The sequence below is a fragment of the Caulobacter vibrioides OR37 genome (assembly GCF_000372645.1).
Lineage (GTDB): Bacteria > Pseudomonadota > Alphaproteobacteria > Caulobacterales > Caulobacteraceae > Caulobacter > Caulobacter vibrioides_E.
The window spans coordinates 118,976-143,965 of the sequence record NZ_APMP01000008.1 but is presented as its reverse complement, the minus strand read 5'-3'; the positions used below and the strand labels follow the sequence as shown (position 1 = coordinate 143,965).

Here is a 24,990-nt window from a genome sequence, read left to right as displayed (position 1 = left end):
TTGAGCGTCCATGGGGGTTGGGCGCGGGCCTTGACCGCCCGCCCCCTTATCGTCCGGCCAGAGCCTGGGCCTGGTGCCAGCGCCAGGCGCTGGACAGGATGGCGTCCAGGTCGCGCGACGGCCTCCAGCCCAGTTGCTCGCGGGCCTTGGCGTTGTCGCCGACCAGCACCGGCGCGTCGCCTGGGCGTCGCCCGGCGACCTGGACCGGCAGCGCTTGACCCACCGCCCGGCCGACGCCATCGACCAGTTCGCGCACGGTGGTGCCCGCGCCGGTGCCGAGGTTGTAAGACTCCGACGCGCCGCCAGACAGCAACCGACGCAGCGCCGAAACGTGGGCGTCGGCGAGGTCCAGCACGTGCACGTAGTCGCGAACGGCCGTGCCGTCCCGCGTGTCGTAATCGTCGCCGAAGATCGTGAAATGCGGGCGCTGGCCCAGCGCGACCTGGATCGCCAGCGGAATGGCGTGGGTCTCCGGCTCGTGCCACTCGCCGATACGGCCTTGAGGATCGGCGCCCGCCGCGTTGAAGTAGCGCATCACCGCGCTGCGGAATCCGACATAGCGGTCGTAGTCCGCCAAGGCCTGTTCGACCATCAGCTTGCTGCGGCCATACGGATTCAGGGGCGCTTGCGGATGGGTCTCGGGCATCGGCAGGATCACCGGATCGCCGAAAGTCGCGCAGGTCGACGAAAAGACCAGGGCGTTCACCCCCGCCCGCCTCGCCGCCTCGATCAGGGTGATCGTCCCGCCAACATTGTTGTCGAAGAAGGCCCCGGGGTTCTTGACCGACTCACCGACCTCGATGCGGGCGGCGAAGTGCAGAACCGCCACGGGCCTGTGGGCGGCGAACACCGCGTCCAGGCGAGCGCGGTCGCGGATATCGCCCGCCTCGAATGGCCCCCACTGGACATGCTCCCTATGTCCATTGGACAGATCATCGAACACGACGGGGCGAAACCCAGCCTCGGCCAGGGCCAAGCAGCAGTGCGAGCCCACATAGCCAGCGCCGCCGGCCACCAGAACGGTTTGCATGAAATCCCCTCGAACGCGGCGCGGCCATCATCCGCTTCGCCGACGGAAAACCTAGTAGGCGTTTTCCGTCATCAACAGGTGCGGCGCGGTCATCAGGAGAATTCCGATGTCGCCCGCCAGCGTCCAGCGTTCGATATATTCGTTGTCGGCGTCGATCCGCGCCGCCATCGCTTCGATCGCGCTGGTTCCGCCCCGCAGACCCTTGATCTGGGCCAAGCCCGTCAGGCCCGGGCGCGCGCGGAAGCGCAGGTGATAGTTCGGGATCAGCGCGCCGTAATGTTCGTCATGGGCCAGGGCGTGCGGACGCGGGCCGACGATCGACATGTCGCCCTTCAGGACGTTGAGCAGTTGGGGCAACTCGTCGATGCTGGTCTTGCGGATGATCCGGCCGATCGCCGTGATGCGGTCGTCCTCACGCTGGGCCTGCACGACCTTGGCGCCGTTTTCCTGGCACCGCATCGAACGGAACTTGAGGATCGTGAACGCCTGACCATTCAGCCCACCGCGCGACTGCCGAAACAGCACCGGCCCCGGCGACTCGAGCTTGATCAGGACGGCGACGAGCGCCAGCAAGGGCGCGAAGAACAGCAGGGCGCCGCCCGCCACCAGAATATCCATCGCGCGCTTGAGCGGATCTTGCGCGACCGGCGACGCTTTCACGACGCGTGTTCGCGGCTCCGCCGACGAATTAGAAGCGGTTAGCACGTGGTCCCCACCAGTCTATCGCTCGGGTCTTTGCCCGAAAATTTAAAAAGTCTTTACTAAATCGGCGTTCGTCAAACAACCGCGCATGGAGGTTGTTAACCAACCTTTTTCGCCTCGCGACGTTTCTCGCACGCTCCGATGACAATCTTGCCTCATCGGCGCCGCCAAAAGGGGCGAGCGCCGCGCTCCGACTGGAGATCAGCCCGCCTATAAAGCCTCCCCCAGACCGTGGATAAGCCGGCGTCGCTGTGGATGGAGAGGCCTCCTGAAAACCATTCGGAAACCACGCCGTTGGACAATCAGGGCGTGATTGAACCGAGAGGTTTGGCCATGGATTTTCACGAACAAGCGCAGACGCACACTCAAATCCGCGAAACCCTGAGCGCGGCGATCGCCGACCAGATCCCGCTGGACGCTTCCACCCTGAAGTCCGACCGCCTGTGCCCCACGGGCTGCTGGCTGCATGGAAACGGCGCGCGGCGCTGGGCCGGCAATCACGCCTTCATGGGCCTACTGGAAGCCCATCGGGCGTTCCACGCCCAGGCCGGCGCCCTGGCCGACCAGATCAATCGCGGGCACTATAACGAAGCCCAGCGGGCCCTGCGAAATGGGACGCCCTTCGCCCAAGCGCTGGCCGACCTCAACGCCGCGTTTCGGCGCATGAGGACCGCCGCCACCTCGATAGCGGCGTAGCCGCGCGGCGGCGCTCAAGCTCGGACAGGCGATACGCCGCGACGACCTTCGACTTCCCCTCGAAGACGCCGCGGCGCGGTTGGCGATCACTCAGCGCGCGCTTTGGGCGCCCCGCCGCACGGCCAGATAGTCCAGGAGAGCGGCGGGTTCGTCGGTCTGGAAGGCCGAGACGCCAGCGGTGATCTGGCGTCCCCAGACCAGGTCCGGGGCGCGCATGGCGTCCTGATCACCGCCATAGCCGATCACGCCCGTGACGCCGACGGAGGTTAGGGTGTTGTTCCAGAGCCTGACGCCCGCTCGGCGGGCGGCGTCCCGTACAGCCTCGAAGTCCTGGGCGCGAACGAATACGAGTTCGACCGCCGGAATGCGATGTTGTCCCGAGGCTTGCCGCGTCAGGATCGCGGCGAGGTCCGCCCCTTCGCCGGTCCGGACCGTATTCAGCATCGGCATGAACAGGGCGTCGCGATAAGGCGCCTGGTCGCTCAACGGCGGAGCGCCTGGCAAGGCGTCCGCCTTGATCAGCATCTGTTGGACCAGTCCCGCCTTGACCACGGCCGCCACCACCTCGGGGTAGATCGCCTCCTTGATATCGAGATTGAGCATGATGCGTCCCTTGGCGCGCGCCATGAACTCGTCGAGGGTCGAAGGCGCCTCGTCGGTCAAGGTGGGCGACATCAGACCGCCGAAGTTCTGGCGCAGGCGCAGGCGCTTGAACTCGGCCGCCGTCATGTCGGCCACGCGACCAGTTCCGTTGGTCGTGCGATTGACCGTCTCGTCGTGCATGATCACCAGGACACCATCCTTGGTGCGGCGCACGTCGGTTTCGACCATGTCCACGCCCAAGGCCACGCACCGCTCGAGAGCCTGCAGCGAGTTCTCCGGCGTCGGATCATAAAGGCCCCGGGACGGCGCGGGATTGTGGCAGCCGCGATGGGCCACCACGAAGATCCCGCCCTGGGGATCGTTCAGCTTCGCCACCGCCTGGTCCGCCGAGGCGCTGGCGGCCGACGTCAAGCCGGTCGTCATCAGCACGGTCGCCAAGGCTCCAATCAGTCGGGTCGTGTGTCTGCGCATGGGAGCCGTCTCCATTGGCGTCGTAATTTCTGAAAGGGGCGCGGGGCGGCGCCAAGGGGATCAAGCGCCGCCCCGCGAAGACGCGCGAAGGACGCGCGCCTGTCGGTGGGCCGGGGCCCGCCTCCGGTTCGAGAAGCGGGCACCGACTTCAATCATTGGAGCGCGGTCCGACGATCCGACCGCGCGACGCGTTCTAGAAGCGCGGCGTGAACCGCACGCCCAGCCAGAAGACCGTCGGCACCGAATAGGTGTCCTTCAGCAGGTTCTTGTTCGGTCCATAGAAGCTGGTCATGCGCGTATGGGTCAGGTTGCTGGCCTGGCCGTACACCATCAGGCCGGGGCGAACCTCGTAGGTCGCCTGGAAATCCACCTGATCGCGCGGCGCCCAGTAGAGGTCCTGCCAGGCGATGTCCGGCGTGATGGACCTAAGCGCCCTGCCCTGGTGGTTATAGGCGGCGCGGAGCTCCAGACCGGCATGGCTGTAGAAGATGGTCGCGTTGCGGGTCTCGTCCGGCTGGCCGGTCAGGCGGTCGAGAGTCCGCGAAACGCCATTGCCGCGCAGCACCTTCAGCTCGCCGTCCAGCTGGCTCCAGTTGCCGCTGACGCCGATGTTCTTGAGCCAGGGATGGACCCACTCCAGCGAGTTGACGATTAGGTTCGCCTCGACCCCGCGCACCGACGCCTTGCTGGCGTTGACCGGCCGGGTGACCACCGCGTTGGCATAGGTCACGCCGTCATAGGTGAAGCCCTGCGAGCTGGCGTTGAAGATCTCGTCCTTGATGTCCTTGTTGAACACCGCGACCGAGAAGAGGCCGCCGTAGCGGTTCGACAGACGCCAATCCATGGCGAGATCGAGATTGGTCGACAGACGCGGCTTGATGTCCGGATTGCCGACCGTGACGGTTACGCCCGTCGCGTTGGCGTTCCCCTTATCGCTCGCCTGGGTGAAGTTGATCGCGGTGCGGGCGGCGTAGCTGTCGTAGCTGGGGCGACCGATCGTCTGGCTGGCGCCGAAGCGCACATCGATCGTCGGCGTGATGTCGTAGGTCACCAGCGCGGAAGGCAGCAGGAAGTCGTAGGAGGACTTGGTCGGCAGCTTGGTCCAGACACCGGCCACGCGCGCGCGCCCGGTCGTTTCCTGCTGGGTGGAGTCCTCATGCAGGCCGAACTGAGCCTTCAGCTTCTCCCCGGCATAGGCGGCGACGCCATAGGCGCCGATGGTCTTCTCGCGGTGCTCGAAGTTATCCTGGTTGCTGAAGTTGCTCTGGTCGGTGCTGTTCAGCCCGCCGGCCGCTCGGACCGCCTCCCACTGAGCGGCGGCCTTGACCGGATCGATGGTCAGCAGGAACAGCCCGTTGGAATAGCGCATCGGCGCGCCCGCCGGACCGGCGGCGTTGTTCAGCGTCATGAGCGGCGCATTGGCGTTCGGACCGTACTCGACGCGGTACACATTGTACTCAGGCGTGTCCTGCGTATAGCTGACGCCCGCCGAGAAGCCCCAGCCGCGCGCGTCGCGCGCCATGTTCTTCCGCCAGTCGATCCGGCCGCTGTAGATGTTGTCGCTGGCCGAACGCTTATAGTCCGGGCGGTAGTAGAAGGCCTTGTACGCCGACAGATCGTAGAACGCCGCCGGGTTCATGTTGAAGCGTTGGTTGAAGCGGCTGGTGTCGTAGGTGAAGGCGTAGGCCGCCGTCGGGACCACCACGGCTCCGGCGTTGGCGCCGGGCGTCCCGTAGGCCGCGTTGGTGATGTATTTGATCATCGTGATCGGCTCGCGATAGGTCGCGCGCGAAGCCGACCCGCGCGCGCTGAGCACCTGGTCGTCGCCGATCTTCCAGTCCAACCCGGCCTGGAGCAGTTGGGTGTTGGTGATGATGTTGGCGTGCTCGAAGCCGACTTCGACGTCGCCCTTGGGATATTGGCCGCTGGTGGCGGTCTGGTTGAACACCGTCCCGCGCTGGTTGGCGTCCATGATGAGCTCGTTGCGCTCCATGGTGTCCTGGAAGCGGTAGAGGCCGCCGGTCACGAAGCCGTACAGCGCGTCGGTGAAGTTGGCCTCGCCCTTCAGGGTCAGGCCATAGCGCGAGCGGCGGTCCTGGACGTACCAGTACTTGTCCTGCTGCGGCACCGCGAAGCCATTGCCCAGATTCTCGCCGCTCTGGGCCACGCCGGCGTCATTGTAGAAGACCGCGTGAACCGTGTCGGTGGTCATGTGGGTTTCGGTGAAGGTGTCCAGCTTCTGATAGTTGGCCGAAGCGGTCAGGCCGTACTTGCCGTCGGGACCGAAGGTGAAGCTGCCGGTTGTCTGAACCCGTCCGCCGATCGGCGCCTGCTTGCGCGGCTGCCCCTGGTCGTTGGCGCCGCCGCCGGCGATTTCGAAGGTGAAGAACGGCTTGCCGCCGCCCGCGAAGGCGCTGCGCGTGCGCAGATCGATGGCGCCGCCCACGGCGTTGGGATCGAGATCGGCGGTGAAGGTCTTGGTGACCGCCATCTCGCTGATCATCGACGACGGCAGGATGTCCAGGCGCACGCCGCGACCGATCGAGCCCAGATTGCCGTTCGGCGTGCCCGGCGAGGCGATCGGAGAACCGTCGATCGTGACGTTGTTATAGGCCGGGCCCAGGCCGCGGATCACAGGCGTGGCCGCCTCGTCGCGCGGGTGTTCGTTATCGGTGGCCGGAAGGACCGAAAGACCCGGCACGCGCCGCAGGGCTTCGACGATGGTCAGGTCCGGCAGGGCCTGGACCTCGTTGGAGCTGACGACGTCGACCACGCCCGTCGCCTTCAACTTGCTGTCGATGGCCTTGACGTTGGCGCGACGGATGCCGGTGACGACGACCGCGTCGACCGTCGCGTTCGGATCACCGACCGCCTGCGCCAAGGCTGGCGCCGCCGCGCCGAGAAGCGCGCAGAACGCGACCCCGTGAACAAGATACTTCTTCATTGCCGACCCCAGATTTTTCTCGCGCCCGACAGCGCTATGGGACGGCCGAGTAAGGTCGGGCGGCGACAGATTTATTTATTTCTGTTGAAATAAATAACCTATTAGCTCGCCCCCGGCCGACCGATCTCGTGGATGGGCAACAGAGCCGCGCCGATGGAGACGGCGCTGCTGCCCAGGGTCGAGGCCTTGACCAGCGGCGGCGCCAGATGCGGCGGCTCATCGGGCGTCATGAACAGGCGCGTCGAGCTCTCGAGGTGACTCGCCAGGCCTTCCAGGATCGACAGCGGCAAGGCGCCGGAGATCACCACGGCCCCGGGGTCCATCCAGACGATGCCGGCGTTGACCACCAATTCCAGCTGTCGCGCCGCGCGGTCGATCCAGGCCGAGATCACCTCGGGATGTGTGCGCAGACAGCCTTCCACGTCCAGAAGGGACGTGACCTCGGCGCCCGCGGCCCGCAGCGACGCCAGCAGATCGATGCCCGAGGGACGCGGTCTTCCGCCGGGATAGAGACGCCCCACCTCCCCGGCGTTGCCGTACTCGCCGACGAACATCTCACGGCCCGCGATGACCCCGCCGCCGACGCCGTGTCCGATGAACAGGGCCAGGGCGGAGTCGCAGACCTTGAGGAGATTTCCCGTATAGTATTCCGCCAGCGCCGCGGCGCTGGAGTCGTTCTGGAGCCAGACCGGCAGGCCCAGCCGATCCGTCAGAAAGGCGACCAGATCCAGGTCGCGCCAGCCCTTCAGCCACTCCACGGCCCACCAATGGTTCGGCCGCCCTACGATCGCCGGTCCCGGAATTCCGACGCCCAGCCCCAGGAAGCGGGAGCGCAGCATGTTGTGATTGACGGCCAGCCCGCGCAGGCGTCGCTCGACCGCCTCGGCGAAGATGGCCGGGTCATCGCTCTCCATCGGTTCGATGTCGCGCGCCACCACTTCGCCCGCGAAATTGACCAGCGAAATCTCCAGCCAACCTGGGTGCACCGTCGCGCCAGCGGCATAGCCCGCGCGGTCCGACACCGTCAGCGGCACGGTGGGCCGCCCCCGCGCCGCCCGCTCATTCTGGTTCTGCTCCTCGACCACGCCAAGGGCGACCAATTCGCGGCTGAGCCGGGTCAGGGCGCCGTTGTGAATGCCCAGCTCGCGCGCCAATTCCGTGCGAGACGCGGGTCCGCCGGTCCGAAGACGCCAGACAATTCGCTTTTGATCCTCGGAAAGATGAATGACGGGCGACGGCCGCATGGACTTCACCAAAGCGTGTAAGGAGCCTCGCACATATTTCTTTTGTGAGAACTATTAAACAAGCTTCGGCGCGAAGCGGCGCGGCGCGAACAGTGCGAGAAAGCCCACGCCTCCGACGGTCACGAGCGCGCCCAAGGCGAGCGCGGTCGCGGGGGCGCCGGCGCGAAATCCGTCCAGAGCCAACCCCACCGCGCCGCCAGAGAGCGCCGAGGCCAGTTTCAGGACGGCGGTCAGCAGCGCGAAGGCGGCCAGGTCGGTGCGCACGCCCGTGCGCAGGGCGTGCTCTCGGACCGCGACGCTCATGCCCCGCCAGAATAGGGTCATGGTTCCGCCAAGACCGACCCCATAGGCCAAGCAAGCCGCGAGGGCCGGCGCGCCCGACCGGGGAGCGACCGCGAAACCGACGCCGCCGAAGACGGCCAGCGCCGTAAAGACCAGCGCGGCGCGAAACTCTCCGTCCTCGAAGCGCATACGACCGAGGCCGATCGGACCCATCAACGTGCCTAGCACCAGCGCGAACAGCAGAGCGGCCCCCGTGTGATCGTCCGCGCCCGCGCCTTGAACGAAGGTCACCATGCGCGCGGCCATGCTGAAAGGTCCGGAGTGGATCGCCGCCGCCAGCAATAGCCGCCCAGCGCCTCTGGGCAGGCGAAGACCAGGGACGCTCCGTCGCTCGACGCCTCCCGAGGCGGGCCCCGCCCAAGCCAGGATCCACCCGCCCGTCGCGACGATCAGCACCGCGATCACGGCGACCAACCCGGCTTCGCGCCCCATCGGCGCGGTCTTGCTGATGATCAGGAACGATAGGGCCGCCACGCAGAGGCGCGCCACGGCGCTGAGCGTTTGACGCAGGATCACGTACCGATGAGCGTCTGCTTCATTGGCCGGCAGCAACGACACCAGGGCGTTCTGAGCCACGTCGTAGACCGCGTAGGCAGTTCTCAGAAAGAAGAGAGCCGCGAGAAGATAGGCGAAAGATCCGACGCCCTCGACCGGCGGCAAGAACACCACCAGCAAGGCGCCGGCCGTCAGCACTCCAGCCAAGAACTGGATTTGCAGAATGCGACGTCGGCTTCCTTCGGCGTGACGCAGGAAATAGGCGACGGCCGGGTCCAGTCCCGCCCCATAAGCCATGGACAGGAACAGCAAGAGACCCGTCTGATGCGCCGAAAGACCTACGTGAACGTTCGCGTAATAGGCCAGAAGCAGGTCGGTGAACGTCCAGGCCAGACTCTTGGCGAAATGGCCAGCGCCATAGGCCGAACGCCGGGGCGCTTCTCCCTTGGCGTCGCTGTGTTGGCTCGGCGTCTGGATCACTCCCATGCACGGTCTATGACGCCGCGCGGAAACGATTCAATGACAGTCGAAGCCGAGGCCCCGGCGATGCGGCGAAGAGACGCGAGGAGCCAGCTCGCTCGGCCAAGGCTAACGCCGCCCGAGGGCGGCGGCCGACGACTTGAATTTCCGATCACGGCAATTTTCATCAACGCCATAGGACAAATTGTCACTGGTCGCGGCAGGCAATACAAAAAATGCAATTATCCATTGCAATGGAACCACCAAAGAATGCCTCGCAACCGAATATACCATCCCCTTTTTGGGTCCGGTTTTATTCGCTCCCAAGCGCCTAATCTTTGAGTTTAAGCCGTCGTTAAAGGATTCAAGTCAGGCATTTAAGGAACGACACTACGAGATGGGATGAGGCCGAAGATGATCAATTTTAAAGGCGCCGCCCGCAAACGGGCCTCCGACACCGCCTCGGCGCTCGCCGCGCTCCGCGCGAAGGTGATGATCGCCGACGCCAATCTGAACATCACCTACATGAACCCGGCGCTCGAAGAGCTGATGCGCGAGGCCGAACAGGAATTGCGCGCCGACCTGCCGCAATTCCGCGCCGACCGGATCATCGGCAGCAATATCGACATCTTCCACAAGAACCCCGCGCACCAGAGGGCCCTGCTGGCCAAGCTGACCCAAGCCTATGACGCGACGATCAATGTCGGCGGCCGAGCGTTCGATCTGCGCGTCATGCCGCTGCGGCAAGGCGACAAGATCACCGGCTATGTCGTCGAATGGGCCGACGCCAAGGAGCGCCTGCTCAATCTCGACTACATGGGTCAGATCGCCGCGATCGGCCGCTCGCAGGCGATGATCGAATTCAAGGTGACCGGCGAGGTCGTCAACGCCAACGAAAACTTCCTCGACGCCATGGGCTACCGTCTCGAGGAGATCCAGGGACGACACCACAGCCTGTTCGTCGCCCCCGGGGAACGCGACACGGAGGCCTATCGCGCGTTCTGGGCCGATCTGGCGCGCGGCCAGTTCTTCTCCGGCGAGTTCAAGCGGATCGGCAAGGCCGGCAACGACGTCTGGATCCAAGGGGCCTACAATCCGATCCTCGATCACAGGGGCGTGGTGAGCAAGGTCGTCAAGTTCGCGACGGTCGTCACCGGCCGGGTCGAGGCGGTTAACGCCATCAGCTTGGGCCTTGAGCGCCTGGCGGCCAACGATCTGACCTATCGCATCGAGCAAACGGTGGATCCGGCCTTCGCGAAGGTCCGGGACGACTTCAACGCCGCGATGCGCGTGCTTGACGACACCCTGGCGTCCGTGGCCCAGGTCACCGACACCGTCGGCGCCGGAGCCGGCGAGATTTCCAATGCGTCGGACGATTTGTCGCGTCGCACCGAGCAGCAGGCCGCCACGCTGGAAGAGACCGCCGCGGCCCTGGACGAGATCACCTCGACGGTCAAGCGCAGCGCCGAAGGCGCCAAGCAGGCCTCCAGCGTGGCCTCGACCACGCGGATCGACGCCACGCGCTCGGGCGACATTGTCGCCGAGGCCGTTTCGGCCATGGGCGAGATCGAGTCTGGCTCTAACCAGATCACCCAGATCATCGGGGTGATCGACGAAATCGCTTTCCAGACGAACCTCCTGGCGCTCAACGCGGGCGTCGAGGCGGCCCGCGCTGGCGAGGCTGGCCGCGGCTTCGCGGTCGTGGCTCAGGAAGTGCGGGCGCTGGCGCAACGCTCGGCCGACGCCGCCAAGGAGATCAAGACCTTGATCTCCAACAGCACCGCCCAGGTCGAGCGCGGGGTGCGCCTGGTGGGCGACACCGGCAAGGCGCTCAACACCATCGTTGATAAGGTCGGTCAGATCGACGCGCTGATCGCCGAAATCGCCAAGTCCTCACAGGAACAGGCCACGGGGATCAATCAGGTCAACACCGCCGTCAATCAGATGGACCAGGTCACCCAGCAGAACGCCGCGATGGTCGAAGAGGCCACCGCCGCCGCCTCCGGTCTGAAATCCGAGGCGCGCGAGCTGGCCGGCATGGTGGGGCGCTTCCAAACCAGCAAAGCCTCGGCCGCGCCGAGGGCGGTTGGCGATCAACGCAATCCGGTGGTCAGCACCCCGCGCAAGCCGGAGGTCAGCGCCCGCCCCGGCGCGGCCGTAACCGCCTCGCCCGCTCGCCGCCTTCAGCAGAGCGCCGCGCTGGCCGTGGAGACCTGGGAGGAATTCTAGAGCGGGTTAATCGCCGGAACACGCCAGCGGTCGCCGCCCGCGCGGATCACTCCTTGAAGGCGTAAGACCGACCATGAAGGCTGAAGACGAGCTCCTCTTTCTGATCAAGTATCAAACCGGGCTCTTTACCGCGCTCGCCGGCATTCTCATCGCGCGCGGCGTGACGGAAAGAGCGGAACTGGCGGCGGCCTTGTCGTTGGTCGCCCAGCAGGAGGCCGATGCGAGACTGCGGGCTTTCTACGGGTCGGTCATAGACACGTTGGAGGATCGGAACGCCCCGCCCATCGGCGCGGCCCTCAACTAGAGCGTGACGCCGAAAGTGGGAACCAGTTTCGGCGCGAGTCACGCTCTAAGTATTTGATTTAAAGCCCCAAGGCAGGCCGAACCACGCCGGACACGATGATGATCCAGATGGTCCCTGACGGCCACCCGCATCTCACCCCGGTTAGATTTCACAAAAATTCAATATTATCCCAGGCCAAGCCGACAAGCGGATTCGGATATTTTCGAATTCAGCTCACACCTGATCTATGCAATTATCGGTTGATACAACCGTGAATATTCAGAAATTGCAGGAATAGATCGCGGAATACATGTGACAAATTGATCATTCACCTGCGCGGTAACTCCACCTTAACCAACACAAATCGTATTCTTAAGGCGAAGCTTCGCTTTATCGTCGCGCGGTCCGTCGCGCGCATTCAGTGCGCCAAGTTTGGGGGAGTTCGAAGTGGCCAACTTGAAGATTGGGCAAAAGCTCAGCCTCGCCTTCACGCTGATGACCTTGATCTCGGTCGTGGTCGCGATCGTCGTGTTCATCAATCTCAGGGATATCCGCTCGACCTCCCAATGGAACGACCACACCCGGCTGGTGCTCGATCAGGTCGATCGCGTGGGCGCGGCCATGGTCGATCAGGAGACAGGGGTTCGCGGCTACCTGATCTCGAACAATTCGAACTTCCTGGAGCCCTATCGCAAGGGCGCCGCGAGCGCCGACGCGGCCTTGGAGCAGCTTACGTCCCTCACCGCCGACAACGCTCAGCAACAGGCGCGGATCGCGACCCTCAAGGGGCATATCGCCACCTGGCGCGCCAAGGTCGCCGCCGTTGAGATCTCGCAAATGCAGTCCGTCGGCGGGGCCGAAGCCGCCCGAAGCCTGGAGGCGTCCGGCGCCGGCAAGAAGGCGATGGACGGCGTGCGAACCACCTTGGGCGAGATGCGCGACGCCGAAACGGGGCTTCTGGCGGTTCGTTCGGCCAAACGCGATCAGGCGATCTCCCTCGGCCAGGTCGCCCTGATCGTGAGCGGCCTGATCTCGGCGAGCATCTCGGTTGTGCTGGGCTTCTTGATGTCGCGCTCGATCGCCCGTCCGATCGGCCAGATGACCGGCGTCATGGGCCGACTCGCCGCTGGCGATCTGGACGCCGAGGTCAACGGCCTGAACCGCGGCGACGAGATCGGGTCGATGGCCCGCGCCGTTCAAGTCTTCCGAGACAATGGCAAGCGCGCCCGCGCGCTCGAAGAGGAAACCGAGAAGATGCGCGCGTCGGCGGAAACCGAACGCGGCCGAACCGAAGCCGAACGTCGCAAGATCGAGGCCGAACAGGCCGCCGTCGTCGCGACCCTGGCCGCCAACCTCGGACGCCTGTCGAAGGGCGACCTGACCTGCATTATCTCCGAGGATTTCCAAGGCCAGTACCGCCAGATCAAGACCGACTTCAACACCGCCGTCGAGAGCCTGAAGGCCGCGATGACCACCATCGCCCAGGCGACCGGCGGCATCCGCGGCGGCTCCGAGGAAATCGCCGCCGCCTCCAATGACCTGTCGCGCCGCACCGAGCAGCAGGCCGCCAGCCTTGAGGAAACCGCCGCCGCGCTCGACCAGATCACGGCGACCGTCAAGACCAGCGCCGAGGGCGCCAAGCAGGTGTCCGCCGCGGCGTCCGCCGCCAAGGGCGACGCAGAGCGCTCCGAGACCGTGATGCGCGACGCCGTCACGGCCATGAGCGAAATCTCGGAAAGCTCGGGTCAGATCAGCCAGATCATCGGCGTCATCGATGAGATCGCCTTCCAAACCAACCTTCTGGCGCTCAACGCCGGCGTGGAGGCCGCGCGCGCCGGCGAGGCCGGCAAGGGCTTCGCCGTCGTCGCTCAGGAAGTCCGGGCCCTGGCCCAGCGCTCGGCCGAGGCCGCCAAGGAGATCAAGACCTTGATCGCCAGCAGCTCCGACCAGGTCGAACGCGGCGTCAAGCTGGTGGCCGAAACGGGCGTCGCGCTCAACGCGATCTCCGCCAAGGTCAACGAAATCGACAAGTTGATCTCCGAGATCGCCCGATCGTCACAGCAGCAGGCCACGGGGCTCAGCGAAGTCAATGTCGCGGTCAACCAGATGGATCAGGTGACCCAGCAGAACGCGGCGATGGTCGAGCAAGCCACCGCGGCCGCCGCCAGCCTGAAGGGCGAGGCCGGCGAGCTGGAACGCCTGGTCGCCCGGTTCGAAACCGGGGCGGGATCCTCATCCGCCCGTGCTGTCGCCAAGCCCCAGCCGGCCCGACCGGCCCCTTCGCCCAGAGTCAAGCTGGTCGCCGGCGGACAGCAGGCCCTGGCCGAGCGTTGGGACGAGTTCTGAAGCGACCGAGCCTGTTTGGTTTAGATGGTCCCATCCAAACCAAACAGGCTCTAAATCTTGGACTTGGAGCGCGTTCGAGCGGCTTAGCCGCTCGCACTTAAACCTAATGCGCTCTAGCTGATCAGCTTTCGAAAGCTGATGCGCACCGTGCGCCCCAGGGGATCCAGATAGTCGCGCTGGTAAGCCTGGGGCGTGACGCCGTTCTGGTCATGCACGGTCTGCTTGGCGTTGGTCAGGTTGTCGAAGCTCAGCGCCAGACGGCCGCCCTTAAGCCAGGGATGGGCCGCCACCAGCTTCTTCTGCGAGGTGTTGAGGTCGGCGAAGAAATTCAGCCCCACCGTCGCCAGGTCCGAGAAATACAGCGTCTGGCCGCCGGTCGAACCGCCATTGACCCAGGTCGAGCTGGACCAGTTGCCGGTGAAGCGCGCGCCCATGCCGTTCCTGAAGTAGCCGCCCTGGATCTGCACCTGGTGTCGCGCCTGACCGTTGCGCGATGTGATCGCCGCGCCGTCCAGTTGGTCCAGCGTCGCCATGCCCTTGCGGATGGTGACTTCGTCGCTGAGACGCCAGGTGTGGTAGATCGAGAACTGGAACATGCCCTGGCCAGGACGGATCGGCGGCGGACCGCCCATGCCGCCGCCGGGCCCGCCAGGGCCGCCGCCAGGGGGGCCGCCGCCAGGACGTCCGCCCATGCCGCCGAACCCGCCCGGCGTCGGCTGGCCGAACGGCTTGAACAGGTTGAAGCCCCAGCGGATCGTCTCGTTCTCGGCGCTGTCGAAGTTCACCGGCCGCGCGTCGATCGACAATAGCCGCCCGGTGGCGTCGCGCACGAAGCGGTCGGGGAAGGCGCGCTCCAGGTCGGGCGTGATGGCCGGGAAGCTGGCGATGACGTCGCGCGTCTCGGCGCGGGTATAGGCGGCGTTGAAGGTCAGTTCGACCTTCTCGAACGGCTTATAGTTGGCCGCCAGCTTGATGACCTTGCGATCGTCGTTGCGCAGGTTCGGATTGCCGCCGTCGGTCCGGACGATGGTCACCGTCTGGCCGGAGGTGAAGTCGAACACCGAGACGTTCGGGGTCACGACCACCGGATCGTTGATCTGGTTGGTGGTCGGCGCGCCCTCTTCGTCGGTGTAACTGACGATGAAGCTGAGCGGCTTGATCGGCGCCCAGTTCACGCCGGCGCCCAGGGTGGTCAGGCCGCCCAGGTCGGACAGGTTCTCGTAGCCCAGATTGAAATTGATCGAGAGATCGCCGGCCTTGGCCAGAAAGTTCTGGCGGGTGCTGGTCAGGGGGATGTTGAAGCTGCTCTGGAAACTCTCGCTGTTGCGCGTCACGTCGCGCGCGGTCGAGACGCCCGAGCGGACAGTCTTGGAGTCCAACCCCTTGCTGTTGGCCCCGACCTTGAGGGTGGTCTGCAGGCCGCCGGCCGGCAGCTGGAACAGGTTGCCGTTGGCGACCAGCTCGGCGGTGGCCGCGGTCGAGATCGAGCGGGCCGTGTCGGCCGCGACGCTCTTGTAGAGGTTCGAGGCGATCGGACCGAACGGATTGACGGGGGGATCGCCCGCCGCCACCGCCGCCTGGAACGCCGAGGCGTCGACGCCCCGCCCCGTGGTGGTGTCGGTCTTGATGCGGTCGAAGTCGCCGGTCAGGTTCCAGCGCCAGTCCTTGATGCGGCCGTTGGCGGCCATGCTGACCTGGGTGCGCAGGGTATCGACATCGCGCGCCAGGGCGCCGGGCGCGTCGATGTATCGGTAACCGGTTACTGCGTTCGAAAACGGCGAGAACGGGCTTCCCGCGGGCAGGGCGAAGACGACTCCGGGCAGGCCCAGCAGCGAGTGGCTGCTGCTGTCTTCCAAGTTGCCGCTGACGGTCAGCTGGGTGTCGCGATTGATGTCGCGGCTCATCGAACCGCGCAGCGTCCCCTTGTCGGAACGCGCGATCAGGCTGCGGTCGGCGGTCAGGTCGCCGGTATTGGCCCGCCCGGCCAGGGGCGCGAAATCGCTGATCCCGACGCGGCCGTTCAAGGCCGCGCGCGGAACGCCCGCGATAGTCACCAGGGTTCCGGCCTGCCTGGACAGCACCGGATCGATCTCGCCGCCGTTCGCGCCGGTGACATTGCCCAGCAGGTCGAAGGGAAGGCCGTTCGGCGAGCGGACGATGTCGCGGTCGGTTTCCAGCAGCGACGGCTCGTGCTGCAGCGTCACGTCGACGTTCCAGCGCTTGTTGCCGTCGATGGTCAGGCGGTTGCCCTGGAAGCTGGGAACGGTGCGGCCGCCGTCGGTGGCCACCCTGGCCGCGCCTTCCATGGCCAGCGCCTTGAAATTCTTTTTCAGGATGAAGTTCACCACCCGCTGCTCGGCCTTGTAGCCGTAGCTTAGGGCGACCTCCTCGGGCAGGATCTCGACCTTCTGGATCGCCTCGGGCGGGATGCCCTGGATCTCCTGGAAGCCCGAGATACGGCGACCGTTGACCAGCAGCACCGGGCCGGCGCTGGCGTCCCGGCCCCGGGTGCTGGTGGTCTGAGGCGTCAGCATCGTCAGCAGGTCGGCGATGTTCGACGCGCCAAAGCTCTTGATGTCTTCTTCGTTCAGCGTCAGATCCGGCTCGATCGGCCCCTCGACCTTGCCGCGCTTCTCCGCCTCGATGACCAGCCCCTCCACCTCGTTGGGGACCTCCTTGACCTGGGGCGTCTTGGGTCCTTCCTCGACGACCGGAGCGGACGCGATCGGCGCGGCGACGGCGGGGTCCAGCGAGGCGGCCGCCAGCCCGTAGAAAAGCATGGTCGAAAGGGTCATGAGGCCCACGGAAAACAAGATCAGGGAGGGCGCCGGCGCCCGACACGCCAACGCGAAGTTGTTGCTCCTTACGAGCGCGAGCGCCCCGCCGCAACGCTTGAGCGGATTAAGAAAAGGCAATGCGGACGATTGCCCGCCAAGCTGTGGCTTTCGGGCGCCGCATCGCGCTCAAGCATTGAAATCACGTCACAATTCGGACGACGACTTAGCGAGCGGCGCAAACATGTTTCCCATTGGAAATATTGTCCGCAACCTTGATGCGGCTTGGCGGAAAGAGGGATTCGGCGATCCCCCAACGCCATCGCCGCAACCTAGGATCGGCCCCGAGCAGCGATCTAGTTGGCGCCGGCCCGGATCTTCTGGATCAAGGCTTCGATCGCCTTGGCGTGACCGCCGGAGAGGTCGTTTTCCGGGAATATCGTCAGGGGCAGGTCCGGCTTCAGCCCCTGCCCCTCCACGTCGTCCCCGTTGGGAGCCTTGTAGAGCTCGGCCGGCAAGGCCAGGGCCCAGCCGTTGGGCAGCGGCTTAGGCAGCTGGTCCGAGAACGCCCCGTGCGTGATCCCCCCCGCCAGCTTCACATTGGGCAGGGCCTTCATCATCAGGGTGAAAGTCTCGCCCGCGCTGACGGTGATGTCGCTGGTCACCACATAGACCGGACCGGTGAACCGCGCGCCCGGGGCGGGCTCGACCTTGACCGGCTGGAGCGGCGCCTTGGCCCCGACGCCGACCTTGGAATAGGCTAGGCGCGGCTGGTCGGTGAAGCGGCCGGCGATCCGACGGCTGATCCCGTCATAGCCGCCGCGATTGTTGCTGACGTCGACGATGACCGCCTTGGCGCCGACGAACGCGGCCATGGCCTCGTCCAGCACGGCGTCCAGCGGACGCGGATCGTCCGGGGCGGCGTTCTTGGCGAAGGCGCCCATGGTCACCACGTTCAGATAGCCGATATCGTCGACCCGTCCCCAGAAGATCCGATTGTTGGCGGCCTGCCGCCCGCGCCCCTTCAGGATCCCGGTCAGGATCCCTTCGCGATAGGCTTGCAGCCACGCCTTCTCGTCGCCTTGCGGATCGGCGGCGTGGACCCTGGACAGGGTCGGTGAAAGGCCGGGCTCCAGGTCGCGGCGCTCGCCGCCCACCATGCCATGCAGCTCGACATGCGGATCGTCGAGCCCCGCCAGCAGGCCCGACAGCGCCGTCCAGAGCTGGGCCTCGGAGGCGTTCGGCGAGACCTGGGCCAAGGCGGCTGTCTTGCGGGCCTGCCAGTCCAGCCCGCGCTCGGCCGAGCGGGGATAGAACGCGGCGAAGGTGTCGGCGGCGAAGGCGACGATGCGATCAGGCGTCCAGCCGGCGGCGCTGATGCAGGCGTTGGGCAGGTTAGGCAGCCGGTCGAACAGATAGCGCGCGGCGTCCGGATCGCCGGTCAGGGTGATCGTCCCCTGCCCTTCGGCGCGCCAGCCGGTCATGATCCCGTCCGGATCGAACTCGCGGCGCGGATCGGGATAGCAGGCCTCGCCGACGGTCTGGAACAGTTGCGCGCCCTCGGGCCCGAACTGCACAATCCAGCCATAGCCCCTCGATTTCCAGACGCCGTTCAGCTCCGGCGCGACCGCGCCGCCCTTGGCCTTGACCGGCCAGAACGGGCTTTCGGCGAAGGCCGGCGCGGTGATGGACAGGGCGGCCGCGACCGCGATCAGACTCAGGCGCTTCATGCCGCCGAAGGTGACGGCGTCGGGGCCTCGCCGCCAGCGAATTCGCCTCAAGCCGATCAGGAGACGAGGAGGTCCCTGGACGGGCGACGCAAGGACCGCGGCAGATCCGGGCCTCGACCAAAGCGAACGACGAGATCGGGGCGCTTGGCCGGCTCGCCCAGCCAGGCCGCCAACCGGCGCCGGGTCGACAAGTCCTCGACCGGCTGGTTCATAAAGGCCAGTTTCAGGCCCTCGGCGGTGGCGGTCAGCGCGAACCGGGTGAAGGCGCGGCCCACGGCGATCCACGCTTCAGGGGTTTCGGCGGGGCCGGTGAAGATCGCCAAGCCCGGCGAGCTTGCGACCACGCGACGAAGCCGATCGGCCTCGCTGCGCCGGGTCATGACGAGCGGCAGCAGACGCTGGCCCAGCCAACGCGGCGCGGCGAGATTGCCCGACGCGGCCGTGAACAGTCCATCGCGTCGCGCCAGGGCCTCGCCGGCGTCGAAGCGGATCCAGGCGACGAGCTCGCGCATGAAGGCCGGATCGGCCAGTTGGGCGTCATTGCCGGCCACGATCATGTCGCTCAGCTTCGCGCGCGCGTCGCCGTCGAGCACGAGGCGAAGTCCGACAGACTGTCCGACGGCGGCTTCCAGCCGCCGCAGCGTGGCCGCGTCCACGGGCGTTCCATCATAGGGCGTCCGGGTCGAGGCGCGATGGGGAATGGCCTGGAACAGGGCGTCGGGCCGGGCCGGGACGCTGGAGAAGACCACGCGGACGCCGCCTCCCGACAGAACCGCCGGCTCGCCCGCCCAGCCATAGCCCAGCCCCGCCTGGAGAAGGGTTTCCAGGGCGCAGCCCAGGCTGACGAAAAGGTGGTGGTTGTCGGGATCCACGACCGGCGTGCGTCGTGTCGGGTCCGGCAGGATCTCGATGACGCGAGGCTCGACCTTGAACCGCCAGGGCTGGGTGTTGTGCCCATTCGCCGCCAGGGTCGCGGCCCCGATCAAGGCCATGGCCGGAAAGCCGCCGCCGCTCAGGTCGGGCAGACGCCAAAGGCTCCGCACCGCCTCGTCATAGGGCGAAGCGCAGCGCGAGCATCCGGCGACCAGCAGGGGCGCGGCGGTGATCAGGGCGCGGCGGGTCGGCATGGCGGGGGCTCCGAAAGCGCGATCCTAGCCCCCGCCCGCCGCGTCGCCCTTGCGACGCCTCAATCGCCTATTCGGTCTTCAGATAGATCTCCGAGCCCTGCTCGCGGAACTTCTCGCTCATCTGCGCCATGCCCAGTTCGGCGCTGTTGGGCGCCTTGCCGGCCGCGAAGTCGCGGACCTCCTGGCTGATCTTCATCGAGCAGAACTTGGGACCGCACATCGAGCAGAAGTGGGCGGTCTTGTGCGCTTCCTTCGGCAGGGTCTCGTCGTGGAACTTGCGAGCGGTTTCAGGATCGAGGCCCAGGTTGAACTGGTCCTCCCAGCGGAACTCGAAGCGCGCGCGGCTAATGGCGTCATCCCACATCGCCGCGCCCGGGTGGCCCTTGGCGAGGTCGGCGGCGTGGGCGGCCAGCTTGTAGGTGATGACGCCGGTCTTCACGTCGTCGCGGTCGGGCAGACCGAGGTGCTCCTTAGGCGTGACGTAGCAGAGCATCGCCGTGCCGAACCAGCCGATCATCGCCGCGCCAATGGCCGAGGTGATGTGGTCGTAGCCAGGCGCGATGTCCGTGGTCAACGGGCCGAGCGTGTAGAACGGGGCCTCGTGGCAGTGCTTCAGCTGCTCGTCCATGTTGGCCTTGATCTTGTGCATGGCCACGTGCCCCGGCCCCTCGATCATCACCTGAACGCCGTGGCTCCAAGCCACCTTGGTCAGCTCGCCCAGGGTGCGCAGCTCGGCGAACTGGGCCTCGTCGTTGGCGTCGGCGGTCGAGCCTGGACGCAGGCCGTCGCCCAGCGAGAACGACACGTCGTAGGCGCGCATGATCTCGCAGATGTCCTCGAAGTGTTCGTAGAGGAAGTTCTCCTTGTGGTGCGCCAGGCACCACTTGGCCATGATCGAGCCGCCGCGCGAAACGATCCCCGTGACCCGCTTGGCGGTCAGTGGCACGAACGGCAGGCGTACGCCGGCGTGGATCGTGAAGTAGTCGACGCCCTGCTCGCACTGCTCGATCAGGGTGTCGCGGAAGACCTCCCAATTCAGGTCCTCGGCGACGCCGTTGACCTTCTCCAGCGCCTGGTAGATCGGCACCGTGCCGATCGGCACCGAGCTGTTGCGGATAATCCAGTCGCGGATGTTGTGGATGTTGCGGCCGGTCGACAGGTCCATGACCGTATCGGCGCCCCAGCGCGTGGCCCAGACCAGCTTGTCGACCTCGTCGGCGACGGTCGACAGCACCGCCGAATTGCCGATGTTGGCGTTGATCTTGACCAGGAAGTTGCGGCCGATCGCCATCGGCTCCAGCTCGCCGTGGTTGATGTTGGCCGGGATGATGGCGCGGCCGCGAGCCACTTCCTGGCGGACGAACTCGGGCGTCACGAAGTCGGGGATCGACGCGCCGAAGTCCTCGCCGTCGCGGACGCACGGAGCGTTCTGCTCGCGGCGCAGGTTCTCGCGGATGGCGACATATTCCATCTCGGCGGTGATGATCCCGGCGCGGGCGTATTCCAGCTGAGTGACCAGCTTGCCCGGCTTGGCGCGATAGATCTTGCGGCCGGTGTCGGGGAACTCGGGGGCCAGGTGCTTGCCCTGGGCGAAGCCGTTGTCCTCGGGCTTGACCTGGCGGGGATCGGTCACGACCTCCACGTCGCCGCGCGCCACGACCAAGGCTTCGCGTGAGCGCGGCAGGCCCTTCTCGATGTCGATGGTCACGCTGGGATCGCTATAGGGACCCGACGGGTCGTAGATCGTCACCGGCGGTTCGTTGGCCGAAGGGTGAACGGCCACCTCGCGGAACGGCACGCGGATGTCGGGGAACAGCTCGCCGGCCTGATAGACCTTGCGCGAGCCGGGGATCGGGCCGGTCGAGATGGTCTCGGCCACGGCCTTTATGGTCGTCTGAACGTTCATTTCGGGCGCTCCTCAAGCGGCAAGGAGACCCGGACGTGTCGTGCTTGAGTCGGTCTGACGGACGCCACTAGGCCGCGCCCGCGTTCCCTCCCTTCGCCGGCATGACCCGGATCAGGTTCTACGGGTCAGGGCGAAAACCCAATCTCAGCCGCGCGCGCGGCCCCCCGGTGAACAGAGGGCGCAGACTAGGCGCGTTGACGCTCAGGTCAAGCGTTGTCGCGAGCCGCGCTTCTCAGGCGTCGTCGCCGGCCTCGACGATCCCGCGCATATGGGCCATGACGCCGAACGCGTTGCGCCCGACCTGGACGAAGGTTTCCGCCAGTTCCTTGGTCGCGTCCCGCAGATCGTACCGTTCGTCGGCGAACCTCAGCAGGACGCTCTCGATGTAGCGCTCCAGCAGGGCCCGATCTTCATCCGTGAAGGTCATGTGCATGGCGCGATCCTAGGCCGCCGCGCCCTGGACGCGCCTTGACCGTGATCAAAGCCTATCGGCCGAGAACGTACCCGCCGCATCGCAAGATCATGAAATCTCGACCGATAATTTTGACTCAGACACTCAAGATGCCGATGCACGATGTTTCCGCATCGCTCAGCAAATTGGACGCGAGCCGTTGCACCGGGGCAGGAAAGCGGGGATGTTGGCTTAGTCGATCACGGTACCTTGGCAGATCAGCGATATCGAATCCCACGCGAACAGGCTGTCGAACATGCAGCTAAAGCGCCCCGAATGTTGTTCTTTTGCGGCCGGAACGGCGGCCCCAGCCATTTGGGGGCATGCATAGATGGGTCTCGATTTGCAACCCTGTCTTGCGAAGGAGAAACCTTTTGAACTTTGTCCTCCTGGCGCTTGCGGCGGGGTCGGTAGGATCGGGTGCGGCACCGCCCAGGGCTAACTGGGTCGCGACCTGCATCGCTTCATGCTCGCAAGAGAATTTGAGGGGAAAGACGCCGATGGGCACAATGATGACGGCTGCCGATCCTGCCTTTGCCCCATCGGATGAAGCGGTGGTTCGCGCGTTTATCGACCAAGCCTGGAACAAGGGCGATTATCGCCATCTGCCGTCGCAGCTTGCGCCGGTCGTCACCCTGCATTTCCATGGCAAGGACATTCCGCTGCGCGTCGAAGATATGATCGGCTTCGTCGAACGGTTCCGCAATGCGTTCGCCGACTTTAATTGGCAGGTTGATGAGGCGGTCTCCCAAGGCGGAACGGTCGCGATGCGAACGACCTTCTCGGGCACCATGACGGGCTCGTTCGATGGTCATCCGCCCAACGGCAAGCAAATGCGGGTTTCCTTTCAGCTTTTCGCCCATGTTCGTGACGGCCGAATTCAGGAATTATGGGAAGAATATGATGTCGCGGGCATGCGCCGGCAGCTTGGTCTGGAGCCTTAAATCGGCTGAACTCTTCCTTACCGAGAGCGGTGCGAGCGCATGCTCTAATTGCTCCGGTCTCAGCTCCGGGCTAAAGCACCGGCGTCGCTAGAGGCTTCAGGCCGTGCAAGCGCGTCCCCCGGACACTCGGAGCCGTGCAAATCGCTGACGCCCGACGAAACAAAAAAGGCCCCGGAGTCGCTTCCGGGGCCTTCTCGGTCTTGGAGGTCGCCTTACGCCTTCTTCATCCGTGAAGGTCATGTGCATGGCCCGACCCTAGGCCGCCGCGCCCTGGACGCGCCTTGACCGTGATCAAAGCCTCTCGGCCGAGAACGTATCGCAGGCTGCCGGATCGCCCTGGTCGTAGCCGCGCGTGAACCAGCGCATCCGCTGGGCGCTGGTGCCGTGGGTGAAGCTGTCGGGCACGACCTGGCCCTGGGTTTCCTTCTGCAGGGTGTCGTCGCCAACCGCCGCCGCCGCGCCCAGGCCGTCGCGGATGTCGGCGCGGTCGATGACGATCTTGCCGCCCGAGGCCTCGCCCGCGTGGGCCGCCCAGACGCCGGCGTAGCAGTCGGCCTGCAGCTCCAGCCGCACCGAGCCGCTTTCGGCGCCGCGCGCGCCCAGGCGGCGGGCCTGGTCGGAGGTTCCCAGCAGGGTCTGCACGTGGTGGCCGATCTCGTGGCTGATCACATAGGCCCGGGCGAAGCGACCCTTGGCGCCGAAGCGGCTTTCCAGCTCGTTCCAGAACGACAGGTCCAGATAGACCTTCTGGTCGGCCGGGCAATAGAACGGCCCCATGGCCGACTGCCCCGTCCCGCAGCCCGTGGGCGTGGCCCGATCATACAGCACCACCGCGCGCGGCGGCCGATAGCGAACGCCCTGCTGGGCCAGGATCGGGGTCCAGACGTCGCGGTTCGAGGTCTCGATCACGTCGACGAAACGGCCCTCCTGATCGGTGACCCGCCCGCGCGCGCCCTCCTGCTGTACGGCCGCTGGCTCCTGGAGTTGTTGGGTCGCCTGCAGGGTCGCGCGCGGGTCGATGCCGAACACGAAATAGCCGATCGCCGCCAGAACCACCGCCCCGACGCCGCCCCCGACCACGCCGACCGGCCCCATGCCGCGCCGATCCTCGATATTGCCTTCCTGGCGGCCGTCTTCCCACTCCATGAAACCTCGACCTCCTCGATCAGCGCATCTTGGGCTGGCTGGCCGGGCCGATGGCCCGCATCCGCGCGTTGCTCCGCGCCAAGGCGTCCTGAGTCAAGCGCTCAAGGCGGTCCATCGAGGCGGTCAGGTCCGCGTCGCGCCGGTCGACCTCTTCCGCCGGCCGAGGCGGCGTCACGGTCAGAGCGCCGGAAGGCTGGCCGGCGCCCGCTAGCCGCTGATCGTTCAGATCGCGCAGCAGCACCTGGCTGCGCGCCCGCTCCTGGGCGGCGACCGCCTCCATTTGGGTCGAGAGCTGGTCGCGGCGCGCGGCGTCGGCGGCCTGGTGAGCGGCGTTGCGGGCCTGGATGTCCCAAAGGGCGTTCTGCGCCGCGACCGACCAGGCGCCGGTCAGGGCCAGAAGGCCGACGGTCAGAAACAGAACCTGGCGCATGTTCGAGCTCCTCGCCCGCGGCCGGCGCGAACGCATGACGCGTCAGCTCAGGGCCGCTTGACCGAGAAACGCGCCAGTTCGGTTTTCGGCGCCGCCCAGTCGGGCTTCAGCTCGGCCGCCCGCGAATAGTCCCGATAGGCCGCCTGCAGATCGCCGAGGGCCTCGTTGGCCAGGCCCCGGTTGAAGAAGGCCTTTTCCGGATCCTTGACGCCCAGGGACAGGCCTTTGTCGATCTGCTCGACGCCTTCGCGGAAGCGGTCCTCGCCAACCAGTGTCGCGCCCCGGTTCACATAGGCCTCGCCCAGCTGCGGATCGATGCCGGTCGCTTGGTCGAAGTCGGCCCGAGCCGCCGCGAACTGGCGCTGGCGCATCTGAAGAACGCCCCGGTTCACATAGGTGCGGGCGCGGTCGCGGAAATTCAGGGTCTCGACCTCAAGGGCCGTGGTGCAGGCCATGATCGCGTGGCTGTCGGCCTTGCCGCCGAGGGCCGCGTCGGAGCATTCCTTGGCCTCGCCATTGCCGATCACGAGGGTCGAGGCGCCGGCCATGCCCGCGCCGGCCAGCAGGGCCACGGCGCAGAGACCGGCGATGGGGATCGCTCGGGTCATTTCGTCTTCCTCCCGGCGGGCGGCCTCGTG

At 66.2% G+C, this 24,990-nt stretch carries 19 protein-coding genes and 1 riboswitch; of the genes, 5 read left to right on the top strand and 14 right to left on the bottom strand.

Going from position 1 to position 24,990, the window contains the following annotated elements:
- Positions 1-46: 46 nt before the first annotated feature.
- Positions 47-1,030: a UDP-glucose 4-epimerase GalE gene (gene galE / locus OR37_RS09285; protein WP_004618541.1), complete on the bottom strand. Its 984-nt coding sequence runs from the start codon at positions 1,028-1,030 to the stop codon at positions 47-49.
- Between the two features lie 51 nt (positions 1,031-1,081).
- Positions 1,082-1,735 (bottom strand): exopolysaccharide biosynthesis polyprenyl glycosylphosphotransferase, encoded by a 654-nt coding sequence (locus tag OR37_RS09280; protein WP_035017136.1) that lies wholly within the window; start codon positions 1,733-1,735, stop codon positions 1,082-1,084.
- 330 nt (positions 1,736-2,065) lie between these two features.
- Here OR37_RS09280 and OR37_RS09275 point away from each other — a divergent pair, with 330 nt between their 5' ends.
- Positions 2,066-2,428: a CZB domain-containing protein gene (locus OR37_RS09275; RefSeq protein ID WP_004618538.1), complete on the top strand. Its 363-nt coding sequence runs from the start codon at positions 2,066-2,068 to the stop codon at positions 2,426-2,428.
- Between the two features lie 90 nt (positions 2,429-2,518).
- Here the strand turns inward: OR37_RS09275 and OR37_RS09270 are convergent, their stop codons facing one another.
- The 4 genes from OR37_RS09270 to OR37_RS09255 form a co-directional block, all read right to left on the bottom strand.
- Entirely contained in the window at positions 2,519-3,502 is a 984-nt protein-coding gene (locus tag OR37_RS09270; RefSeq protein WP_004618536.1) for a glycerophosphodiester phosphodiesterase family protein, read from the bottom strand.
- Positions 3,503-3,695: 193 nt separating this feature from the next.
- Positions 3,696-6,446: a TonB-dependent receptor gene (locus OR37_RS09265; protein ID WP_004618535.1), complete on the bottom strand. Its 2,751-nt coding sequence runs from the start codon at positions 6,444-6,446 to the stop codon at positions 3,696-3,698.
- 101 nt (positions 6,447-6,547) lie between these two features.
- Entirely contained in the window at positions 6,548-7,690 is a 1,143-nt protein-coding gene (locus OR37_RS09260) for an ROK family transcriptional regulator (protein WP_004618533.1), read from the bottom strand.
- Between the two features lie 54 nt (positions 7,691-7,744).
- Positions 7,745-9,013, bottom strand: coding sequence for an MFS transporter (locus OR37_RS09255; protein WP_004618532.1), 1,269 nt, complete (start codon positions 9,011-9,013; stop codon positions 7,745-7,747).
- 387 nt (positions 9,014-9,400) lie between these two features.
- Here OR37_RS09255 and OR37_RS09250 point away from each other — a divergent pair, with 387 nt between their 5' ends.
- The 3 genes from OR37_RS09250 to OR37_RS09240 all read left to right on the top strand — a co-directional run bounded on the left by OR37_RS09250 (position 9,401) and on the right by OR37_RS09240 (position 13,844).
- Positions 9,401-11,215: a methyl-accepting chemotaxis protein gene (locus OR37_RS09250; RefSeq protein WP_004618530.1), complete on the top strand. Its 1,815-nt coding sequence runs from the start codon at positions 9,401-9,403 to the stop codon at positions 11,213-11,215.
- Between the two features lie 73 nt (positions 11,216-11,288).
- Complete coding sequence (locus OR37_RS09245) at positions 11,289-11,519, top strand: hypothetical protein (protein WP_004618528.1); 231 nt, start codon at positions 11,289-11,291, stop codon at positions 11,517-11,519.
- A 426-nt stretch (positions 11,520-11,945) separates the two neighbouring features.
- On the top strand, positions 11,946-13,844 hold the full coding sequence (locus tag OR37_RS09240; protein WP_004618526.1) for a methyl-accepting chemotaxis protein: 1,899 nt from the start codon (positions 11,946-11,948) through the stop codon (positions 13,842-13,844).
- A 113-nt stretch (positions 13,845-13,957) separates the two neighbouring features.
- On the opposite strand, the gene OR37_RS09235 is transcribed toward OR37_RS09240, so the two are convergent.
- The 5 genes from OR37_RS09235 to OR37_RS09215 form a co-directional block, all read right to left on the bottom strand.
- The gene (locus tag OR37_RS09235; protein WP_004618524.1) at positions 13,958-16,639 is read right to left on the bottom strand and encodes a TonB-dependent receptor plug domain-containing protein; all 2,682 of its coding nucleotides are present in this window, start codon (positions 16,637-16,639) and stop codon (positions 13,958-13,960) included.
- Between the two features lie 335 nt (positions 16,640-16,974).
- Entirely contained in the window at positions 16,975-18,348 is a 1,374-nt protein-coding gene (locus OR37_RS09230) for a S41 family peptidase (RefSeq protein WP_004618521.1), read from the bottom strand.
- Between the two features lie 56 nt (positions 18,349-18,404).
- Positions 18,405-19,475, bottom strand: coding sequence for an Acg family FMN-binding oxidoreductase (locus OR37_RS09225; protein ID WP_004618520.1), 1,071 nt, complete (start codon positions 19,473-19,475; stop codon positions 18,405-18,407).
- A 67-nt stretch (positions 19,476-19,542) separates the two neighbouring features.
- On the bottom strand, positions 19,543-21,381 hold the full coding sequence (gene thiC, locus OR37_RS09220) for a phosphomethylpyrimidine synthase ThiC (RefSeq protein ID WP_004618518.1): 1,839 nt from the start codon (positions 21,379-21,381) through the stop codon (positions 19,543-19,545).
- Positions 21,382-21,452: 71 nt separating this feature from the next.
- A riboswitch (TPP riboswitch) is annotated at positions 21,453-21,558 on the bottom strand.
- Positions 21,559-21,613: 55 nt separating this feature from the next.
- Complete coding sequence (locus OR37_RS09215; RefSeq protein WP_004618516.1) at positions 21,614-21,814, bottom strand: hypothetical protein; 201 nt, start codon at positions 21,812-21,814, stop codon at positions 21,614-21,616.
- A gap of 392 nt (positions 21,815-22,206) precedes the next feature.
- Between OR37_RS09215 and OR37_RS21020 the strand changes: the two genes are divergently transcribed.
- Positions 22,207-22,776 (top strand): ester cyclase, encoded by a 570-nt coding sequence (locus OR37_RS21020; protein ID WP_165570593.1) that lies wholly within the window; start codon positions 22,207-22,209, stop codon positions 22,774-22,776.
- A 291-nt stretch (positions 22,777-23,067) separates the two neighbouring features.
- On the opposite strand, the gene ypfJ is transcribed toward OR37_RS21020, so the two are convergent.
- From ypfJ to OR37_RS09195, 3 genes are read right to left on the bottom strand one after another with little or no spacing between them, the layout of a single operon-like run.
- A complete protein-coding gene (gene ypfJ / locus OR37_RS09205) occupies positions 23,068-23,922 on the bottom strand; it encodes a KPN_02809 family neutral zinc metallopeptidase (protein ID WP_004618512.1) in 855 nt (284 codons plus the stop codon).
- A 19-nt stretch (positions 23,923-23,941) separates the two neighbouring features.
- Positions 23,942-24,352 carry a hypothetical protein gene (locus OR37_RS09200; RefSeq protein ID WP_004618511.1) on the bottom strand — a complete coding sequence of 137 codons (411 nt, stop codon included), beginning with the start codon at positions 24,350-24,352 and terminating at the stop codon, positions 23,942-23,944.
- Between the two features lie 47 nt (positions 24,353-24,399).
- On the bottom strand, positions 24,400-24,960 hold the full coding sequence (locus OR37_RS09195) for a tetratricopeptide repeat protein (RefSeq protein ID WP_004618509.1): 561 nt from the start codon (positions 24,958-24,960) through the stop codon (positions 24,400-24,402).
- Positions 24,961-24,990 lie beyond the last annotated feature (30 nt).

Coding starts and splice junctions, on each gene's coding strand:
- galE (WP_004618541.1), bottom strand. CDS start 1,030: ATGCAAACCGTTCTGGTGGCCGGCGGCGCTGGCTATGTGGGCTCGCAC.
- OR37_RS09275 (WP_004618538.1), top strand. CDS start 2,066: ATGGATTTTCACGAACAAGCGCAGACGCACACTCAAATCCGCGAAACC.
- OR37_RS09270 (WP_004618536.1), bottom strand. CDS start 3,502: ATGCGCAGACACACGACCCGACTGATTGGAGCCTTGGCGACCGTGCTG.
- OR37_RS09265 (WP_004618535.1), bottom strand. CDS start 6,446: ATGAAGAAGTATCTTGTTCACGGGGTCGCGTTCTGCGCGCTTCTCGGC.
- OR37_RS09260 (WP_004618533.1), bottom strand. CDS start 7,690: ATGCGGCCGTCGCCCGTCATTCATCTTTCCGAGGATCAAAAGCGAATT.
- OR37_RS09255 (WP_004618532.1), bottom strand. CDS start 9,013: ATGGGAGTGATCCAGACGCCGAGCCAACACAGCGACGCCAAGGGAGAA.
- OR37_RS09250 (WP_004618530.1), top strand. CDS start 9,401: ATGATCAATTTTAAAGGCGCCGCCCGCAAACGGGCCTCCGACACCGCC.
- OR37_RS09245 (WP_004618528.1), top strand. CDS start 11,289: ATGAAGGCTGAAGACGAGCTCCTCTTTCTGATCAAGTATCAAACCGGG.
- OR37_RS09235 (WP_004618524.1), bottom strand. CDS start 16,639: ATGACCCTTTCGACCATGCTTTTCTACGGGCTGGCGGCCGCCTCGCTG.
- OR37_RS09230 (WP_004618521.1), bottom strand. CDS start 18,348: ATGAAGCGCCTGAGTCTGATCGCGGTCGCGGCCGCCCTGTCCATCACC.
- OR37_RS09225 (WP_004618520.1), bottom strand. CDS start 19,475: ATGCCGACCCGCCGCGCCCTGATCACCGCCGCGCCCCTGCTGGTCGCC.
- thiC (WP_004618518.1), bottom strand. CDS start 21,381: ATGAACGTTCAGACGACCATAAAGGCCGTGGCCGAGACCATCTCGACC.
- OR37_RS09215 (WP_004618516.1), bottom strand. CDS start 21,814: ATGCACATGACCTTCACGGATGAAGATCGGGCCCTGCTGGAGCGCTAC.
- ypfJ (WP_004618512.1), bottom strand. CDS start 23,922: ATGGAGTGGGAAGACGGCCGCCAGGAAGGCAATATCGAGGATCGGCGC.
- OR37_RS09200 (WP_004618511.1), bottom strand. CDS start 24,352: ATGCGCCAGGTTCTGTTTCTGACCGTCGGCCTTCTGGCCCTGACCGGC.
- OR37_RS09195 (WP_004618509.1), bottom strand. CDS start 24,960: ATGACCCGAGCGATCCCCATCGCCGGTCTCTGCGCCGTGGCCCTGCTG.